Raw genomic sequence first — 19717 nt, 5'->3', positions numbered from 1 at the left:
AAGGTAGAAAACCTTCGGACGATACTGAGTGGCCACTAACGCGTCCACGAAATTTCCTACCTGCCTGTCGGATTTGGCCTTCTGCAAATACAAAAAAGCCCTGATCAAGTCAGGGCTTTTTAGTTAGCTTAGGAATCAATCCCAGCTCAGCGCACCACCAGTCTGGTACTCGATCACACGGGTCTCGAAGAAGTTCTTCTCTTTCTTCAAGTCCATGATCTCGCTCATCCACGGGAACGGATTCGTCGTCCCTGGATACTCTTCCTTCAACCCAATCTGCGACAAACGACGGTTCGCGATGAACTTGAGGTAGTCCTCCATCATCGCCGCATTCATGCCGAGTACACCGCGTGGCATGGTATCGCGAGCATATTCAATCTCCAGCTGAGTCCCTTGCAAGATCATCTGGGTCGCTTCTTCCTTCATTTCAGCATCCCACAGATGCGGGTTTTCGATTTTGATCTGGTTGATCACATCGATACCGAAGTTCAGGTGCATCGACTCATCGCGCAGGATGTACTGGAACTGCTCGGCCACGCCGGTCATTTTGTTGCGACGGCCCATGGACAGAATCTGGGTGAAGCCGCAGTAGAAGAAGATGCCTTCCAGGACGCAGTAGTAGGCGACCAGGTTACGCAGCAGCTCTTTGTCGGTCTCGACGGTGCCGGTTTCGAACTTCGGATCGGAGATCGAGCGGGTGTACTTCAAGCCCCAGGCGGCCTTTTTGGCGACCGACGGAATCTCGTGGTACATGTTGAAGATCTCGCCTTCATCCATGGCCAACGATTCGATGCAGTACTGGTAGGCGTGGGTGTGGATCGCTTCTTCGAAGGCCTGGCGCAGGATGTACTGGCGGCACTCCGGGTTGGTGATCAGGCGGTACACGGCCAGGACCAGGTTGTTCGCGACCAACGAATCCGCAGTGGAGAAGAAGCCGAGGTTGCGCATCACGATGCGGCGTTCGTCGTCGGTCAGGCCTTCGGGGTTTTTCCACAGGGCGATGTCGGCGGTCATGTTGACCTCTTGCGGCATCCAGTGGTTGGCGCAGCCGTCGAGGTATTTCTGCCAGGCCCAGTCGTACTTGAACGGCACGAGTTGGTTGAGGTCGGCGCGGCAGTTGATCATGCGCTTTTCGTCAACGGCGACACGGGCGGCGGAGCCTTCGAGCTCAGCGAGGCCTTCGGCGACGTCGAGTTTGTCGAGGGCGGCCTTGGCGCGGATGATCGCGGCGGAGTCGCTGGCGGTCACGTTGCGGGCTTCAAGGGCGGCGGCAGCGCCGGCGCCGTCGAGGCGGTCCATGTTGGCTTCGGTGGCGTGGCCGGCGTTGGCGCCTCGAATGACTACGTCACCGGTGTCTGGTTGATCTGCTTCATCCCAACTCAGCATTGAATTGCTCCTTCCTGGTCCGTTTGACGGCGTGACCGCGTTCAAAAATGTGCGTTTTGCAGGCTTCAAGGCATTGAAATACTGCGCATAGTGTGGTCGAGATACTGCGTTCCTGCACACTATGTAGTGGTTGTCTGTGTTTGTGGGCACACTATATGGTGTGTGTTAACGATGGTCAACGCGTAGGAAGGGTCTGATGGTCGCAGGGCCATGACCAAAACTCACACCCCCATGACTTTTAATGGTTACGGCCGCCGCCTGCGCCAGTGCTAAAAATTCGCCAACCAGCTCCCCATAACAAAAAAGAGCGTTTGCGAAATGAAAGCACTTGATCTGTACATCGGCGAAGGCTTCGAAGGCCCAGGCGTCAATGCTGCCCACATCAACATCCTCATCGGCCCGCGCAACGGCCCGGCCGGCCAGGCGTTCGCCACCAGCCTGGCATCCCCAAGCCAGGGCCATTGCCCGTTCATGGTGATTGCCCAGCCGAACATCCCGGTCAAACCCATGACCCTCTACGTCAACAAGGCCGCCATTGGCAGCGACCTGCACGGCAATGCCACCTGGGGCGCGTCCCAGGCCGGGATCGCCAAGGCGGTGCTCGAAGCCTTGCTCGACGGCACCCTGCCGCCGGAAGCCGAAGACGAGTGGGCCATCGTCACCGCCAACTGGGTCAACCCGGCCTGCGATGACCTGGATGCGGTCTACCTCAACAACTACAACGCCTGCCGCACGGCGATCCGTGCCGCCCTGACCGGCCTGCCGCAGACCGCGCAACTGGCGGACGTGGTCAACCACATCAGCAACCCTTTCTACACGCCAAAAGCCTGAGGACATCCCCATGCAATACATTCGTTTGGGCAACTCCGGCCTGCAAGTCTCCCGCCTGTGCCTGGGCACCATGAACATGGGCACCCCGGACTGGAAACCGTGGATCTTCGATGAGAAACAAAGCGAGCCCATCGTCGCCCACGCCCTGGCCAACGGCGTCAACTTCATTGACCTGGCCGACTTCTACTCTGCCGGTGTCGGCGAGGAAGTGGTGGGGCGCATCCTCAAGCGCGTTGCGCGCCGTGAAGACATTGTGGTCACCACCAAGGTCGGCTATGGCACCCGCAGCGGCATCAATGCCAGCGGCCATTCACGCAAACACATCATGGACAGCATCGACGCGTCCCTGAGCCGCCTGGGCATGGATTACGTCGATGTGTTCATGCTGCATTACTTCGACGTGCACACCCCGGTGGAAGAAACCATGGGCGCCCTCAACGACATCGTGCGTTCCGGCAAGGCCCGCTACATCGGCGTGTCTACCATGCTCACCGGGCAACTGGCGAAAATTCTCATGGCCTGCGAGCGCAATGGCTGGGTCAAGCCGATCAACATGCAGCTGCAACTGAACTGCGCCTACCGCGAAGAAGAGCGCGAGATGATCCCGTTCTGCCGCGACCAGGGCCTGGGCGTCTCGGTGTTCAGCCCGCTGGCCCGTGGCCTGCTCACCGGTGAAGTGCAGTCGACCCGCAACCAGACCGACTTCTTCACCCAACAGATGTACAGCGACCAGGCGTCCTTCGACATCGCCCACTCGGTACAACGTGTGGCCCGTGCCCGTGGCGTGTCGAATGCGCAGATCGCCCAGGCGTGGGTGGCCAATCACCCGGGTGTGGACGTGATGCTGGTGGGCGCCGACACCACCGAACAGTTTGACAGCGCGCTCGCCGCCCTCGACACCCAACTCGACGCCGAAGAACTGCACGAACTGGAACGCAACTACACACCGTGCGACGTGATCAACGACTACACCGCCGGCAAACGCATTTTGCGCAGCGCCCGTCCGGGCCTGGATCGCTTTAACCTGATAGAGGCCGTGGCATGAACCCGCTGATTCGCACAGGCAATTTCATCGATGGCCAATGGTCCAGCGGTGGGCCGGTTTACCCGGTGCTCAACCCGGCCAATGGCGCGCAGATCGTCGAGGTACAACGCGCTGGAGCCGAAGAAACCAACCTGGCCATTGCCGCCGCCAACCGTGCGTTGCCGGCCTGGCGCAAGCTCACTGCCAAGGAACGCAGCCAACGCCTCAAGCGCTGGAGCGACTTGATGCTGAGTAACCAGAAGGACCTGGCGCACCTGCTCAGCCTGGAGCAGGGCAAGCCACTGGCCGAAGCCATGGGCGAAGTGGTCTACGCGGCGAGCTTCCTGGAGTGGTTCGCCGAAGAAGCCAAGCGTGCCTATGGCGACGTGATCCCGAGCCACAAGGCTGATGCACGGATCATCGTGACCAAGGAAGCCATCGGCGTGGTCGCGGCGATCACCCCGTGGAACTTCCCGCTGGCCATGGTCACCCGCAAGGTTGGTCCGGCGCTGGCGGCGGGGTGCACGATGATCCTCAAACCGTCGGAAGAAACCCCGTTGTCGGCCTTCGCCCTGGCGGTGTTGGCGGAGCAGGCCGGAATTCCCGCCGGCGTGTTCAACATCGTCTCCGGCGATGCCGTGGCCATCGGCGGCGCGTTGCAAGCCTCCAGCGTGGTACGCAAGTTGTCGTTCACCGGCTCCACCCGCACCGGCAAACTGCTGATGCGCCAGGCTGCGGACACCTTGAAAAAGGTCTCGCTGGAACTGGGGGGCAATGCGCCCTTTATCGTGTTTGACGACGCCGACCTGGACGCCGCCGTCAAAGGCGCCATGGCCTCCAAGTTCCGCAACACGGGCCAGACTTGCGTCTGCGTCAACCGCTTCTTTATCCAGGACGGTGTGTACGACGCGTTCACCCGCAAACTGGCTGAAGCGGTGTCCGCGATGCGCGTCGGCAGCGCCCTGGACGGCGAAACCGAACAGGGCCCGCTGATCAACGCTGCCGCGTTGGCCAAGGTTGAAGCCCACGTGGGTGACGCCCTGGAGAAAGGCGCCAAGCTGCTGTGCGGCGGCCGTCGACACGCCTTGGGCGGCACGTTCTTTGAACCGACCATCCTCACCGAAGCCCACGGCGAGATGCTGATCGCCCAGGAAGAAACCTTCGGCCCGGTGGCGGCCTGCTTCCGCTTCACCGATGAAGCCGAAGTGCTGCAGAGGGCCAATGACACGCCGTTCGGTTTGTCTGCCTACTTCTATAGCCGCGACATCGGCCGGGTATGGCGGATGGCCGAAGGTCTGGAAGCGGGCATGGTGGGGATCAACGAAGGGATCATCTCCACTGAAGTCGCACCCTTTGGCGGGATCAAGGAATCGGGCCTGGGCCGAGAAGGTTCCAGGTACGGGCTGGAGGATTACCTGGAGATCAAGTACCTGTTGATGGGCGGCCTCTAAATACGGTCAACCAAACAACACAGATTCCTGTGGGAGCTGGCTTGCCTGCGATAGCGGTCTGTCAGACTCCCATGATCAACCTGAGCCACCGCTATCGCAGGCAAGCCAGCTCCCACAAAAAAAGCCCACACACCATCACCCTCGGCTTGCCCGCTGTTACTCCGTCAAAAACAAAAAAATGGAGAACACCATGTCCACTCAATCCATCAAAATCGACGATCTGCCGATCGGTCGCTTCCACCTTAAAATCGCCGGCCTGACCTTCGGCGCGCACTTCACCGACGGCTATATCCTTGGCCTGATCGGCATCGCCTTCACCTTGCTCAGCCCCCAGATGCAGCTGGACGCCTTCTGGCAAGGCCTGATCGGCGCCTCGGCCCTGATCGGGTTGTTTATGGGCAGCCTGTTTTTCGGCTGGATCTCCGACACCCTCGGCCGGCAGAAAATCTTTCTGGTCAGCTTCGTCCTGATTACCGTCGCCTCGGTGATGCAGTTCTATGCCGAAACCGCCATGGGCCTGTTCCTCTGTCGGGTGCTGATCGGCATCGGCCTGGGCGGCGATTTCAGCGTCGGCCACGCCATGCTCGCCGAGTTCTCCCCGAAGAAACATCGTGGCGTGCTGCTCGGCTCGTTCAGCGTGGTGTGGACCGTTGGCTACGTGGCCGCCACCTTCGTCGGCACCGCCATGCTCAGCCTCGGTGATGACGCCTGGCGCTGGATGCTGGCGTCGTCGGCGATTCCCGCCGGGCTGATCCTGATCGCCCGCATCGGCACCCCCGAATCGCCGCGCTGGCTGGTCAATCAAGGCCGGATTGCCGAGGCCCGGGCCATCGTCAAAAAGCACCTCGGCGAACATGTGGTACTCGACGAAGAACCCTCGACGCAAACCCGCTCGGGCTACGGCGTGCTGTTCAGCCGCGAATACCGCAAGCGCACCGCGTTCAATTGCCTGTTCTTCGTGTGCATCGTGATGCCGTACTTCGCGATCTACACCTTCCTGCCGTCGATCCTGCAGAAAATGGGCCTGGCCGAAGGCTTTGGTACGGAGCTGATGCTCAACCTGCTGCTGATCATCGGCGCCCTGATCGGTATCTGGTGCACCGTGAAATTCTCCCGGCGCGGGTTCCTGATCAACTCGTTCATCATCCTTGCGGCGGCGCTGTTCCTGCTGGCGGTGTTGCCGGGCAGCATGGCGTGGCTGATGGTGCTGACGTTTGGAGTATTCACCCTGGTGCTGTCGGCGGTGAGCAACCTGGTGGGCGTCTTCCCGGCGGAGAGCTTTCCGACTGAAGTGCGGGCCAGCGGGATTGGCCTGGCCACGGCCGTCAGCCGCCTGGGTTCAGCGGTGAGCACCTTCCTGCTGCCGGTGAGCGTGGCCGGGATCGGCCTGAGCCCGACCATGGGCATCCTCGCTGCAATCCTGGTGTTGGGCGCGATCATCTCCTGGGCCTGGGCGCCGGAAACCAAGGCGCTGACGTTGAGCCAGGCGTGCAAGGCCGAAGCCCCGGTGTCAGGGATTACTCACCCGGTTCAACCACTGCGTAAACAGGCACACCTTGGATAAGCCCTGCTTGTCACTCGCCACATCCAGCCAATAGCCATACGGGCCGATCACCTCCACCGGGGTGATCGGCAGCAGGCTGCCATTCGCCAGTTCGCGCTCGATCATCTGCCGGTCGATCACCGCCAGCCCACCGCCTGCCAGGGCGGTGTGGATCACCTGGTCCAGGGTGCTGAATTCCAGGCCCTGGTCCGCATCGATATCCTCACGGCCCATGGCCGCCAGCCAGTTTTCCCAGACCTTCAAGCGCTTGCCGTCGTGCAGGATGTGCAGCAGCGGAAAGCGCCGCAGGTCAGGCGGCTGACCGTCGCTGAACAGTTCCGGGCTGGCGACGGCGATGTGGCGCTCCATCACCAACAACTCACTGCTGCAATGGGGCGCCGGTTCCAGGCCGAAGCGGATCTGGCAGTCGATTTCCGCGAGGCTCGCGTGGCTGTTCTGGTGGGTGACGCTGAGGTTGATGTCGGGGTAACGCTCGCAAAACCGGCGCAGGTGGGCGGACAGCCAGCGGGTGGCCCAGGTCGGCGGCGCAACGATACGCAGGCGCTGGCGCAGGTTGGGCACGCGCACGGCTTGCAAGGCGCGTTCGATATGGTCGAAGGCGTCGCTCAGGTGCGGGGAAAGGGCGAAGCCGGCTTCGGTCAGGGACAGGCCCTGGGGCGTACGGATGAAGAGGGCGACGCCGAGGTAGTCTTCCAGTTGCTTGATCTGGCGGCTGACGGCGCCCTGGGTGACGTTGAGGCCCACCGCCGCCTGGCTGAAGCTGCGGTGGCGGGCGACTTCTTCGAAGACCCGGAGCATGTTGAGGGCGGGCAGTTGGCGCATGAAAGGGATTCCACACCTGTTGTTTTTAGGGTGTTGGTACTGACGCTATCGCAGGCAAGCCAGCTCCCACATTTTGACCGCGGCGCCGATCAAATGTGGGAGCTGGCTTGCCTGCGATGAGGCCAGTTAAAGCGCTACAGAGCTTAAGTCAGAAGTAGTAGCCAATGTTCATATACAACTGATTCTCCCACTGGTTACTCCCCCCGGCCCCCAGACTCTCGGTATAGCTGCTCCCACCAATATACGGATCGTTCTTGCCGATCAACCACTCTGTCGCTACCCACAATTTGCTGACGGAAAACGACGTCCCCAGGATCACCCGCTGCGAGGTCTTGAACTGATCCTCGGACTTGTCAAACGCACTGTAGTTGGCATACAGCTTCACGCCGCTGATCTGGTCAAACAGGTACTTGCCGCCCACGTCATAGCTCAGGTCTGCCACATACAAATTACCCCGGCTGGCCACGTTGAACGTGCCGTCGTAACCGCCCAGCGTCACCACGCTGTCGGTGCCCGGGTTACGCGGTGACATCTGCTGCCGTGCCGCCTGCAATTGCACACCCCAAGGGCCGTTCTTGCCCAGGTAGTGGATAGCCACCGCGTTGCGCCGGCCATCGTTGTTGGTGTCCTTGTTTTCCAGGGTGGAGGTCAGGCCGGACAGCCCGACTTCCGACTTCCAGTTACCCAGGTCCATGGCCTTGGCCACACGCACCACCACGGTGTTGCGTTCCTGGTTGTTGCTGCCGTCGCCCACATAGCTGTCGGCTTCGGAGATCACGCTGGAATAGGTCACGCCCTTGCTCGTACCTTTGCCTTGCCACGCCGGGCGCAGGTAGTAACCGGCCTGGATGTTCCAGTCGCCGCTCTGCTGGATGTACTTGGCGCCGACCTGCTGCACATCTTCCAGGCCAATGACGTTGCCCAGGGTTTCGTAGAAGGTGCTGCCGAAGTACGGCTGCAAGCCAAACGGCACGGTGTTCAGACCCACCTGCACCTGCTGGTCGGGGTTGAACTTGTAGCCGACCCAGGCGAACTTGGCGAACTGGATATCGCCGTAGTTCTTGGTGTACTGGTACGGGTACGAGCGCCCGTAGAACCGGTACTGCGCCTCGCCGATCCAGGTGTCGGAGTTGTACTTGGCGCTGAGGAACGCGGTGTCGAGGCCGAACTTCTGGATGCCGCGATCCGGGTCGTAGTCCCAACGGGCGCGCACGGCACCACCGAGGTCCAGGTTGTCGGTGACTTGAATGGCCATGGCCGGTGCCGCAAGGGCGCCGAGCACAGGGACCAGAGCGATGTATCGAAGGGTTGGTCGCATGGTTTTGCTCTCGTTATTGGTTATTTTTTGGCAACAGCAGCCCCTTGCCGCAACGAACGCTGCGACGCGGGGTAAAGGGTTGACTCACTGGGCCTGGGGGCGAATCAGCCGCAGCGGCGGGCCGGCGGCGGGCAGCTCCGAGGCGCCGGGGGCGGCGGCCAGCAAGGTCTGGGTGTAGGTGTTTTGGGGCCGCAGCAGTACCTGTTCGGCGGTGCCGTACTCCACGACTTCGCCCTGGCGCATCACCGCGATGTAGTCGCTGATCTGCGCCGCCACCCGCAGGTCGTGGGTGATAAACAGGATGCTCAGGTTCAGCCGCTGCTGCAGTTCGGCCAACAGTTCCAGCACCTGTTTTTGCACCGACACATCCAGGGCCGATACGCTCTCATCGGCGATCAACACTTCCGGGCGCATCGCCAGGGCGCGGGCGATGCCGATGCGCTGGCGCTGGCCGCCGGAGAACTGCCGGGGCTTGCGCTTGAGGGCGTCGCGCTTGAGACCCACCTGTTCCAGCAGGTCACCGGCTTCGGCCCACGCATCCTTGGCCGACAACCCGCGCAGTTGCGCAGCACGGGCGATGATGTCGCCTACCCTGTGCCGGGGATTGAGGGAACCGTAGGGGTCCTGGAAAATCATCTGGATACGCCGCCGATTGGCCGCCAGCGCCGAGCCGCGCAGGGCCAGGAAATCGGTGTCGCCGACCCACACATGGCCGCTGTCGCTGTCCACCAGGCGGATCGCGGCTTTGACCAAGGTGCTTTTGCCCGAGCCCGACTCACCGACAATCGCCAGGGTCTTGCCCCGTGGCAGCTGCAGCGAGACATTGCGCAAGGCCGCCACCGAGCTGCCACCAACGGTGTAGGTCTTGGTCAGGTGCTCGATGCGCAGTGCCATCTCGCCGTCGGCACTCGGCGTGTGCAACTCCGGATGCAGCGCCGGCACGGCGGCGATCAGCTTGCGGGTGTAGGCGTGGGCCGGTGTATTCAGCACCTGGTCGCGCTCGCCGATTTCCACCAGCCGGCCGCCTTCCATCACCGCGATACGGTCGGCGATCTGCGCGACCACGCCGAAGTCATGGGTGATAAACAGAATGCCGTGCTGCCCGCGACCGCGCAGCTCACGCACCAGTTTCAGCACCTGGGCCTGAGTGGTCACGTCCAGCGCGGTGGTGGGTTCGTCGGCGATCAGCAAATCCGGGTTCATCGCCAGCGCCATGGCAATCACCACCCGCTGGCATTGGCCACCGGACAACTGGTGGGGAAAGCTGTTGGCGATGCGCGGCGGGTCCGGCAGCTGGGTCGATTCCAGCAACGCCAACATGCGCTCGCGGCGTTCGGCTGCCGGCATCTGCGGCGCGTGAATATCGAAGATTTCCTCAACTTGCTTGCCGATGCGGATCGCCGGGTTCAGCGCGGCCATGGGCTCCTGGAAAATCATCGCGATGCGGTTGCCCCGCAACTGGCGCAACCGTTCCTCATCGAGGGTACAAATATCATCGCCAAGAAAGTCGATCACGCCTTCGGTATGCCGCAAGCCCTTGGCGTAGTCGCCCATGATTGCCGCCGACAGCACCGATTTACCGGAGCCGGACTCACCGATCACGCAGAGGATTTCGCCCTTGCGCACCTCCAGGCTGATGCCCTGCACCGCATGGCTGCGGTCGGCGCCGGCGGGCAGTTCGATGGACAGGTTCTCTACCCGCAGCACTTGTGTGTGGTTCATGCTCAAGTCCTTGCGCCTTTCTGGGCGTGTTCATCCAGGCCGTCCGCCAACAGGCTCAGGCCCAGCATCAGGGTGGAGATGGCGATGCACGGAAAGATCACCAGGTGCGGGAAGGCGATAGCCATGGCGCGGCCATCGTTGATCATGCCGCCCCAGTCCGGGGTCGGTGGCGGCAGGCCCAGGCCGAGGAAGCCCAGGGCGCCGATCATGATCGCGGTGTAGCCGATGCGCAGGCAGAAATCGACGATCAGCGGCCCGCCGCAGTTGGGCAGGATTTCCACCAGCATGATCCGCAGCGACCCTTCGCCCTGGGTGATGGCGCTGAGCACGTAGTCTCGGGAACGAATGTCGATGGTCAGGGCGCGCATGATCCGGAAGATCGCCGGCGCGCTGGTGAAGGTCACCGCAATCAGGATATTCAGGGCCGAAGCACCGAGGGCGATGATGATCACGATGTACAACACCAGCACCGGGAACGACAGCACCGTGTCCGCGACATACGACAGCACGCTGTCGACCCAGCCGTTGAAGTAACCGGCGCACAGGCCCATGGCGATGCCGACGGCAAAGGCGGTGAGGGTGGCAAGGATCGACCAGAACAACACGGTGCGGGTGCCCCAGATCAGCCGCGAGAGAATGTCGCGGCCAATCATGTCGGTGCCCAGCAGAAAGCTCTGGCCGTTGTCGCCGGCAGTCATTGGGGTGAGCAAGGGCGTGAAGCTTTCCAGCGGGTCATGGGGCGCGATCCACGGGGCGAACAGCGCGATCAGCACCCAGCCGCCCACCAGCAGCAAACCCAGCAAGGCCAACGGATGTTTGAAGGAATGCAGCAGGTTCATTGGGCGCCTCCGCCGAGACTGCGCAGGGTGATGCGCGGGTTGAGCCAGGTGTAGGCCAGGTCCGAGAAGATCTTGGTGATGCCCACCACCACCGCACTGACCATCGCGCAGGCTTCGATCAGGTACACGTCATGGTTCAGCGAGGCGGTGTAGAGCAGCGAGCCGAAGCCCTTGTAGGCGAAGAACACCTCCACCACGATCACGTTGGACAGCAACCACGGGATGTACAGCATGATCACCGTGACCGGCGCGATCAGCACATTGCGCAGGGCGTGACGCAGCACGATGCGTGAGGTCGACGCACCCTTGAGCCGCGCGGTGCGGATGTACGGCGCCTGCATCACTTCCACCATCGAGGCCCGGGTAATCCGCGCCAGATAGCCGATGCCGAACAGGCACAGCACCATCAGTGGCAGCACCAATTGCACGGCGCTGAAGCCTTCGCTCATGCTGCTCACACCGGGCAGCCAGTTGAGCCAGAACACAAAGATCGCCGAGACGAATACCGCGCTGGCAAAGTCGGGAATCGAGGTGGTGACGATCGACAGGAACGACACCAGGCGGTCCAGCGCCGAGCCCTGGCGAATCCCGGCAAGCACGCCCAGGGTCAACGCCACCGGCACCATCACCAGCAAGGCCAGGCCGGCCAGGGTCAGGGTTTGCGCGAGGTTCGGCAGCAGCAGCTTGATCACCGATTCGCGAAAGTACACCGAGGTGCCCCAGTCACCGCTGACAAAGTCCTTGAGCCACACCAGGTAGCGCCACACAAAGGGTTGGTTGTAGCCATGTTCCACCAGCCACGCCGCACGCTGGTCGGCGGCGGAGTAGGGGCCGAGGACGTTGATGGCGACGTCTTCGATATTCAGTTCCAGGGCCAGGAACACGATCAGTGACACCGACAGCAGGGTCGCCACCAGCGCCAATAACTTGCGCATAAGAAAATGAGCCATGGGTGCATGCTCCGACTGTTCAAGGGATGCCTGCCCGCGTACGGGCAGGGAGGAGGGCGCGGCTAACTCAAGCGCTCATCCACACACTGTCCATGGGGTAGAAGTCGGACGGGTGCACCTGGAAGCCCTGGACCTTTTTGCTCACGGCGGTGAACTTGTCGCCCCAGAACGGCTGCACGATCACGCACGCGTCCTGCAGGATGCGCTCGACGTTTTCCATCGCCAGCGCACGCTGTTTCGGGTCGATAATGCCCATGGCCTTGTCCAGCGCGGCATCGAACGCCGGGTCGCTGTAATGGCTTTCGTTCCAGGCACCACCGCCACGGTAGGCCAGCTCCAGGGACATCACACCGAGCGGGCGATGGGCCCAGTAGGTGAGGCTGAAGGCGGCCTTGTCCCAGATCGGCCAGTACTGCGCGGCGGGGATCACTTTGAGGTTGATGCGGATCCCGGCTTCCAGGCAGTTCTGCTGCAGGATCTGCGCGCAGTCCTGCTCATAACGGCCCTGGGTGTTGCCGACGATCAGGTCGATGTCGATGCCGTTCGGGAAACCGGCCTCGGCCAGCAGCTTCTTCGCCGCCGCCACGTCGCGGTTGCGCTTGGGCAGCGGGAAATATTCGGGGTGGGAGGGCGCCACGTGATGGTCTTCACCGAGGGTGCCCATGCCGCGATAGGCGATCTTCAGCATCTGCGCGTTGTCGGCGCACAGCACCACGGCCTTGCGGATGCGCAGGTCGGTGAACGGCTTCTGGTCGCAGGCCATGCGCATCACCACGGTTTGCGCGGATTTGCAGGTGAGCAACTGCGCGCCGGGCAAACGCTTGGCCAGGTCCAGTTCGGCCACGGTCACGCGGTACAGCACGTCCACTTGCCCGGCTTGCAGGGCAGCGAGGTGGGTGGACACGTCGGTGCCCATGTCCACGTAGCGCAGCTCGTCGAGATTCGCCGGCTTGCCCCAGTAGTCGGCGCGCTTGGCGAAGGTTGCCTGCTTGTTGACGGCAAACGACACCAGCTTGAACGGCCCGGTGCCCAGCGGGTTTTTTGCCCAGTCGTCACCGGCCTTGAAGCTGCGGTGCACGATGGCGCAGGTGAAGGCGTTGAGCATTTCCGGGATCGCCAGGATCGGCCGCTTGAGCACCAGGCGGAACTGGAACTCGCTGACTTTCTCGAAGGCCTTGATGTCCTGGAACGCGGTGCGGTTCACCGACTTGGAGTCGGCGGCAATCCAGCGTTCGATGTTGTGCTGCACGTCGTCGACGTTGAAGGTGTCGCCGTTGCTCCACTTCACGTTCTGGCGCAGGTTGAAGGTCCAGGTGGCGAGGTCTTCCGACGGGCTCCAGCTCTCGGCGAGGTACGGGTGGGTGATGTTCTCGGCGTCGACCCAGGTCAGGTATTCCACCGAGTTGCGCAACAGGTTCGAGGCTTCGATCCAGGTGATCAGCATCGGGTCCTGGATTTCCTGGATGGCGCAGGCAAACCGCAGGCTGCCGCCCTGGCGCGGCTCGGCGGCCTGGGCGTTGTTACCCAACAGTGCGGAGCCGAGAAAGGTGCTGGCACTGGCGACGGTAATGCCCAGCAGCGCGGCCGTGCGCAAGAATTGGCGGCGATTGATTTCGCCGCTTTGGACTTGGGCACACAGATCATTTACGGCTGGATGCGGCGCGGCGCCGTCCAGGGTAGTCAACTCTTTCATAAGCCTCTCCGGTACTTGCGAATATGCGTTTTTGTTGAACCGCAAGGGTCAGTGGCAAGCGCCGCGAAGGCGCAGCCGGGACCTCTGTGAAGCCGGCAGAAGAACAAGGCGCAACGAAGTCGGGAGGGTGGCAATGGGATAGGACATAGGGCAGCTCTCATGTTGTTTTTATTAGAGATGCCCGCAGTTTTGTCATTTGCGCAAAGATCGACAAACGACAAATTCTGCGTTGGAACGTTCTATAAATGCATGTTACATGTCCTGATCGTTCCCACGCTCAGCGTGGGAATGCCGCCCCGGACGCTCCGCGTCCCCTTGCGCAACGGTGACGCAGAGCGTCACGGGATGCGTTCCCACGCTGAGCGTGGGAACGATCATCTAGCGCGACAACAGGCGCGGGTCGAACGGGTAATCGGAGAGCAGCTCGATGCCGTGTTCGTGGATGTAGATCTGTTCTTCCAGCTTCACCCCTTCGCCGCCGTCGTCATGGCCGATGTAGCTTTCCACGCAGATGGTCATGCCGGCTTCGAACACGCCGTCGTAGCCCAGGGCATCAATGTCTTCGCGGTGCACCACGTAGGGGTATTCACCGGTCATGCCCACCCCGTGCACGAGGGCGAAGTAACGGTTGTTTTTGTAATGCTCGGGAATCTTCCAGGCCAGTTCCGCGTACTCCTTGAAACTGCGCCCGGCCTTGAGCATTTCCATGTTGGTTTGCACCTGCTCGTAGGCCAGCTTGTACAGCTCCTGCTGCTTGGTGGTGGCGGCCTGTTCGCCACAGAGAAAGGTCCGCGAGAAGTCCGCGTAGTAGCCGAAACGCCCGACCACGTCGGTGTCCAGCGCCACCAGGTCACCGGCTTCGATGGGCCGGGTGCTGCATTCCTGGAACCACGGGTTGGTGCGTGGTCCGGAGGACAACAGACGGGTCTCGACGTAGTCCCCGTCGGTGGCGATCACATGCTGGTGCAGGTGCGACCACAGTTCGTTCTCGCTGATGCCGGGGGTGAGTTTGCTTTCCATCAGGCGCACGCCGGCTTCGGTGGCACGCAGGCTGGCGCGGATCATCTTGAGTTCGTTCGGCACCTTGATGCAGCGCGCGCGTTCCAGGGGTTCCTGGGCATCGAAAATCTGATAGCCGAGCTTTTGCAATTCGAAGGCCGCAGCCGAGGTCGCGCTTTCAATGGCGATGCGTTTGCCACCGCCGCATTGGCGCACCAGCTCATCGATTTCGGCGGCCCAGTCGGCGGTGACGTTGCCCAGGAAACTTTCGCAGAAGTAATAGGAGATGGCCTTGGCCGGGCGCACTTCGTCGACGGTGTTGAGGGTTTCGGCCAGGTGCAGGCAGCCACCGAATTCAAACACCACCACCGGGCCTTCTGCCGGGATAAACGCATAGCGGGCGGGGTTGCGCGCCGAGTACACCTGCATGTTGCGCGAGCCGGTGGCGTAGCGCATGTGGGTGGGGTCGAACAGCACGCAGGCGGCGTAGTCGCGTTTTTTCAGTTCGTTGCGTACCCGTTGCAGGCGGTCCAGCTGGATCTGCTGGATCTCGTCATAGGTAGGTTCGCAATCGGCGGGGTTGCGGTTGGGGCCGGACAGACTCATGGGGTGTTCCTCGCAGGGCAAATACGGTTTTTAGTTTTTTTGAGGGGGTGAATCAGTCGAGCAACTGGTCGCTGCGGACCAGGTTGCGTTCGGCTTGCAGATGGGCTTCGGACAGGCGTCCGTAAAGCTGCTTTGTGCGCTGGGCACGGCCGATGATTCCGGGCTTTTCGGAGTAGGCGAAAATCGCCGTGTTGCGCTCGGTGGTGCCTTCGACGCGGGTCACGCGGTGCACCGAGAAACGCCCTTTGAAGATCTGCAGGTCGCCGGGGTTGAGCTCCAGTTCCTGCACCCGCGAACGGTCTTCGCCACGTACTACTTTGCCCACGGCGCCGAGGTTTTCCTGGGTGCGCGAGCGAATCATCGGCGCGTACTCGAACAGGCCGCCGGCCTCGGGCTTCTGGGTCATCATGCTGACGATGAATTCGTTGGTATCGAAGTGCCAGGGCTGCTCGGTGCCTTCGGGCATCACGTTGATCACCAGCCCGGCGAACGGGTCGGCGTACTCGAAGATTTCCGGCTCATTGAGGCACGCACCGATAAAGCGTTTCATCATCGGCGATACGTACAGCCGGTGAATGATGGCGTCCGGGGCAATCATGTCGCGGGTCACAAAGCCGCTGGTGCGCTCCATGAACGTGCGGCGCGGGTCATCCTGGGGCAGGGAGGTGTCGTCTTCGGTGAAGTAGGCGTTGACCTTGCGCACCGAATAAAACGTCTTGCCCGACAGCGCCAAACCTTCCAGACGGGCCTGTTCCAGTGCCTCGGGGCGCAGGAAGTTCTTCAGCAGGCAGCAACCGTCTTCGGCCAGTTCGGCCCGCGCGTGTTCGATCAGGGCCTGTAATTGAACATGGCCCGAATCATGTATGGGGTACAGCTCGGTATTAATAATGTCGCTGATATCGCCCACTTCAGCGTCAGCAAGTTGAAGGCTCATGCAAGACTCCCGGAACTATCAGTTGGTGTTTTCTGGCTGAACCGATAGTTGCTGAACGAGGTGCAAAGTGGAAATTACAAGTTGTGATCGAATCCATCGGGGAGGGCGATAGTTATGTCGGGCGAACTGGATGGCACGCTGCTTAAAGTGTTTGTGGCAATTATTGAATGCCAGGGTTTCTCGGCCGCCGCCGAGCGCCTGCACAAAACCCAATCCACGGTCAGCCAGAGCCTGCAACGCCTGGAAGACATCGTTGGCACGCCGCTGATCCGCCGCACCAGCCGCTCGGTGGGCCTGACCCCCAGTGGTGAAACCTTTTTGATCTACGCCCGGCAGATCCTCAAGCTGCACAGCGAGGCCGTCAGCGCCGCGCAATTGCCCAACGAGCAGGTCTGCATCCACCTTGGCATGCCCGAGGACTACGCCGAATATTGCCTGGGCGGGATGCTCAAGGACTTCCAGGCGCAATTCGCCCAAGTACGCCCGGACGTGTGCTGCGAGATGTCCACGGCCCTGGTGGGGCGTTTGCAACGGGGTGAACTGGACCTGGTGCTGGGGGTGGAACACGCCGGTTTGCAAGCCGGGGAATACCTGTGCGACGAGCCGCTGGTGTGGGTGGCGGCGCCCAGCTGGAGCTGTGTGGGGCGCCAGTCGGTGCCGTTGGCGGTGTACGCCGAGGGCTGTGCGTTTCGTGCGAATGCGGTGCAGGCGCTGGCCCAGTCCGGGCGCTCGTGGCAGGTGGTGTACACCAGCCAGAGCCCTCGGGGCATTGCAATCGCGATTGAGCAGGGGTTGTCGGTGGGCGTAATGGCGCGGCGCCTGGTGCCGCCTGACTGGCAGATTCTGGACGAGCGCCAGGGGTTCCCGCCGATCGCCCCGGCGCGCCTGATGTTCTGGCGCTCAGCCGGTTGCCAGGTGCCGGAGGTGGATGCACTGGTGGAGATACTACGCCGGCAATTGGGCCACTCAGGGCACCTGGGCAGCCAGCGCCTCGGCGGTTTGTCGATGGGCCATGCGCTTCAGCAATAACAGGCTGGCCAGCACCCAGGCCACGATCCAGCAGTGGACCACGGCAAACTCGCCGGTCACTTGCAGCAGCCATCCGCACAGCGCATTGCCGGTGGCACTGGCCAGGCCGTAGCTGACCATGCTCAGGCTCACCACCTGCAGGCTCTGCACCGGGGTGAGTCGGGCGCCGACGTAGGCCGCCATCAAGCCCCAGCAGGGGAAATAAAACAGCGCGAACAGCCCGGCCGCCAGCCAGCTCAGCACCAGGCTGGGATGCCCCAGCAAACCGAGCATGCTGAGGCCAAACGCGCCGATACTCAGGGCCATCACCCGCAACGCGCCCCAGCGGTCTGCCAGCGTGCCCAGCAGCAGGCCGCCGACGACACCGCCAATGCCGATCAGCGTCCACATCGAACCGGTGACGGAGGCGCTGGCCTGTAGCTGCTCGCTGACGAACGCCGAGAGAAAATTCAGAAACGGCCCGCTGATCGCCCCGATAAACGCGCTGAGCAACACGATCTGCATCGCCACCGGTTGCGCCACACACAATTTCAGCCATTGGCGTAGCACCTGACTCAGCTTGGATGCCTTGGTATCGCGCGGTGCTGGCTCCTTGACCGGGGCCAGTGCCCACAGGGTCAGCAGCGTGACCAGCAACGTCAAGCCGGCGCAGATCAACCAGAACTGCCGCAGGGACAACCCTTGCAACAGTGCGATCAACAGCCCGTTCAAGCACAGTGCAAACGCCGACCCCGACGACGCCAGCCCCAGTACACGGCTGCGGTGCGTGGCCGGGATAACGTCCTGGGCCAGCGCCGAAATCGCGTTCCAGTTCGACACTGCACAGGCCGACACCAGCGCCAGGCACAGGGCGAAGGGCAGCACCCACGGCGTGGCAACGGCCAGGGCCAGCAGGGCGGGACTGAGGACGATGGTCAGGCGCACCATATTGCGCGGGCTGATCCACGCCGCCGCCAGGCCGCTGGCAATCGAGGCGCCCATGTAGAACAACTGCAACAGCGCGGCAATCAGTGCGGCCTGGCTGTAACTGAGGTCAAACCCCAGGCGGATCTGCGGCAACAACGCCGAGTACAGGAACACACTGAAACCGTGGGTAGTGGCGTTGCACGCGGTAAACACCAGTGCCAGCAAGCCAATACTTCGCCGGGGTGAAACGGGTGCGTTCGACATGGCGATGACTCGATAAGTTAATCGCGAAAGAGAAGGGCGAAGTAATAAGAAGTGCATCGGCAGACTAGCGTTTATAGCGCGGCGGAGACCAATGCTTAATTGTCTTAGTGTGCATGCGTTATACGCAGGCTATTTATGCGTGAGCGACGGTCTGCGTCGATAAACGACACCTTCAGTGCGTGGAGCGATTAATCGTCTGTCGGCGCGGGGCGCTACCGCTGACCCAATACAAAAAGGTATGTTGTGCAGGTTATTTCCCCTGTGCTCCCGAGTGTCGTCCATGAAACGCAAAATGCCCGGTCTCAACGCCCTTAAAGCTTTCGAAGTCGCCGGCAGTACCGGCAGTTTTACCCGGGCTGCCGAGCTGTTGAACGTGACGCAGAGTGCGGTCAGCCGGCAGGTGCGTCAGCTGGAAGAACAGTTGGGCGAGGCCCTGCTGGAGCGTCGGCATCATCACCTGGAATTGACCAGCGCCGGGCGGGTGTTGCTGCGGGCGTTGCATCAGTCGTTCGACAAAATCGAGCTGACGGTGCGCAGTATTCAGCAGAAGTCCCATGCCAATCGGCTGCATATCAATGCGCCGCCGACGTTTACCAATCGCTGGTTGATGCCGCGTTTGGGGCGGTTGCGTGAGCAGCATCCGGAGTTGGAGTTGAGCATCACCACGCGGTTGCAGGACAGCCTGGCGGAGACCAGCACGCTGGATTGTGCGATTCGGTTTGGGGATGGGGAGTGGGATGGGTTGGACAGTTCGTTGTTGATTCAGGAGCGGCATATCGCGGTGTGTGCACCGTCGTTGTATGCCCGGGAGTGGAGTGACGGGATTGACCTGAATCGCATGACGTTGCTGCATGTGTTGGCGCGGGAGGATCAGCGGTATCTGACGTGGAAGCATTGGCTGGATGCGGCGCGGATCAGTGGGGTTGATATCGAGGGTGGGTATGAGTTTGACCTGCTGGATCTGGCGATCCGGGCGGCTATCGATGGGTTGGGGATTACCATTGCGGATTGGCATATGGTGGCTTCGGAGTTGGCCAGTGGGCAGTTGACGCAGGTGTTGAATGTGCATGTGGAGGGGCACCAGTCGTATTGGTTGGTGACCCGGCCGGAGCAGACTGACTCGCCGCAGTTGCAGGTGTTTGCGCAGTGGTTGCAGGAGGAGATCTGGTTGGCTCAGCGGCAGTTGGAGCCTTCTTTGGCGGCTGTTTGATTGTGTACATATCCGTTGTTCAGGTAACGGCGGCTTATGGTTTCGCTCTTACAGCGACTCACTTTGGAAAAGCCCCAAAGTAAGCAAAGGGCTCTGCCCCGCCTGTCGGCACCTCGCCTAGGCTCGGTGTTCCCTCACTCCGGCGAGACTGCCAAGGCACACAGGGGTA

16 protein-coding genes are annotated in these 19717 nt (G+C 61.9%); 6 read left to right on the top strand and 10 right to left on the bottom strand.

Annotation, left to right across the window (positions count from 1 at the left end):
* Positions 1 to 135: 135 nt before the first annotated feature.
* Positions 136 to 1386 carry a ribonucleotide-diphosphate reductase subunit beta gene (locus MUM_RS0111035; RefSeq protein WP_008432895.1) on the bottom strand — a complete coding sequence of 417 codons (1251 nt, stop codon included), beginning with the start codon at positions 1384 to 1386 and terminating at the stop codon, positions 136 to 138.
* Positions 1387 to 1704: 318 nt separating this feature from the next.
* Between MUM_RS0111035 and fae the strand changes: the two genes are divergently transcribed.
* The 4 genes from fae (at position 1705) to MUM_RS0111015 (ending at position 6256) form a co-directional block, all read left to right on the top strand.
* Positions 1705 to 2217 (top strand): formaldehyde-activating enzyme, encoded by a 513-nt coding sequence (gene fae, locus MUM_RS0111030; RefSeq protein WP_010169776.1) that lies wholly within the window; start codon positions 1705 to 1707, stop codon positions 2215 to 2217.
* Between the two features lie 10 nt (positions 2218 to 2227).
* Positions 2228 to 3262 carry an aldo/keto reductase gene (locus tag MUM_RS0111025; protein WP_010169775.1) on the top strand — a complete coding sequence of 345 codons (1035 nt, stop codon included), beginning with the start codon at positions 2228 to 2230 and terminating at the stop codon, positions 3260 to 3262.
* Complete coding sequence (locus MUM_RS0111020) at positions 3259 to 4692, top strand: NAD-dependent succinate-semialdehyde dehydrogenase (RefSeq protein WP_010169774.1); 1434 nt, start codon at positions 3259 to 3261, stop codon at positions 4690 to 4692. Before MUM_RS0111025 ends, MUM_RS0111020 begins: the two co-directional genes overlap by 4 nt.
* Before the next feature lie 190 nt (positions 4693 to 4882).
* Entirely contained in the window at positions 4883 to 6256 is a 1374-nt protein-coding gene (locus MUM_RS0111015) for an MFS transporter (RefSeq protein WP_010169773.1), read from the top strand.
* On the opposite strand, the gene MUM_RS0111010 is transcribed toward MUM_RS0111015, so the two are convergent.
* From MUM_RS0111010 to MUM_RS0110975, 8 genes are all read right to left on the bottom strand, one after another.
* A complete protein-coding gene (locus tag MUM_RS0111010; RefSeq protein ID WP_010169772.1) occupies positions 6203 to 7078 on the bottom strand; it encodes a LysR substrate-binding domain-containing protein in 876 nt (291 codons plus the stop codon). The two genes, MUM_RS0111015 and MUM_RS0111010, sit on opposite strands and share 54 nt — an antisense overlap.
* Before the next feature lie 148 nt (positions 7079 to 7226).
* Positions 7227 to 8396 (bottom strand): hypothetical protein, encoded by a 1170-nt coding sequence (locus MUM_RS0111005; protein WP_029615849.1) that lies wholly within the window; start codon positions 8394 to 8396, stop codon positions 7227 to 7229.
* An 84-nt stretch (positions 8397 to 8480) separates the two neighbouring features.
* Positions 8481 to 10118 (bottom strand): dipeptide ABC transporter ATP-binding protein, encoded by a 1638-nt coding sequence (locus MUM_RS0111000; protein WP_010169770.1) that lies wholly within the window; start codon positions 10116 to 10118, stop codon positions 8481 to 8483.
* 2 nt (positions 10119 to 10120) lie between these two features.
* A complete protein-coding gene (locus MUM_RS0110995) occupies positions 10121 to 10957 on the bottom strand; it encodes an ABC transporter permease (protein WP_010169769.1) in 837 nt (278 codons plus the stop codon).
* Positions 10954 to 11907 carry an ABC transporter permease gene (locus MUM_RS0110990; protein ID WP_029615848.1) on the bottom strand — a complete coding sequence of 318 codons (954 nt, stop codon included), beginning with the start codon at positions 11905 to 11907 and terminating at the stop codon, positions 10954 to 10956. Before MUM_RS0110990 ends, MUM_RS0110995 begins: the two co-directional genes overlap by 4 nt.
* Before the next feature lie 67 nt (positions 11908 to 11974).
* The gene (locus MUM_RS0110985; protein ID WP_010169767.1) at positions 11975 to 13600 is read right to left on the bottom strand and encodes an ABC transporter substrate-binding protein; all 1626 of its coding nucleotides are present in this window, start codon (positions 13598 to 13600) and stop codon (positions 11975 to 11977) included.
* Between the two features lie 378 nt (positions 13601 to 13978).
* Entirely contained in the window at positions 13979 to 15205 is a 1227-nt protein-coding gene (locus MUM_RS0110980; protein ID WP_010169766.1) for a M24 family metallopeptidase, read from the bottom strand.
* Positions 15206 to 15257: 52 nt separating this feature from the next.
* Positions 15258 to 16139, bottom strand: coding sequence for a HalD/BesD family halogenase (locus MUM_RS0110975; protein WP_010169765.1), 882 nt, complete (start codon positions 16137 to 16139; stop codon positions 15258 to 15260).
* 114 nt (positions 16140 to 16253) lie between these two features.
* On the opposite strand from MUM_RS0110975, the gene MUM_RS0110970 reads away from it, so the two are divergent.
* Complete coding sequence (locus MUM_RS0110970) at positions 16254 to 17168, top strand: LysR family transcriptional regulator (protein WP_010169764.1); 915 nt, start codon at positions 16254 to 16256, stop codon at positions 17166 to 17168.
* On the opposite strand, the gene MUM_RS0110965 is transcribed toward MUM_RS0110970, so the two are convergent.
* Complete coding sequence (locus MUM_RS0110965; RefSeq protein WP_050543204.1) at positions 17106 to 18338, bottom strand: MFS transporter; 1233 nt, start codon at positions 18336 to 18338, stop codon at positions 17106 to 17108. The two genes, MUM_RS0110970 and MUM_RS0110965, sit on opposite strands and share 63 nt — an antisense overlap.
* Positions 18339 to 18618: 280 nt before the next feature.
* Here MUM_RS0110965 and MUM_RS0110960 point away from each other — a divergent pair, with 280 nt between their 5' ends.
* Positions 18619 to 19548, top strand: a complete 930-nt coding sequence (locus MUM_RS0110960) for a LysR substrate-binding domain-containing protein (protein WP_010169762.1) — start codon at positions 18619 to 18621, stop codon at positions 19546 to 19548.
* Positions 19549 to 19717 lie beyond the last annotated feature (169 nt).

This window comes from Pseudomonas sp. PAMC 25886 (assembly GCF_000242655.1).
GTDB lineage: Bacteria > Pseudomonadota > Gammaproteobacteria > Pseudomonadales > Pseudomonadaceae > Aquipseudomonas.
Note: the sequence above shows the minus strand (reverse complement) of the source record. Positions and strands in the feature narration are given on the sequence as shown.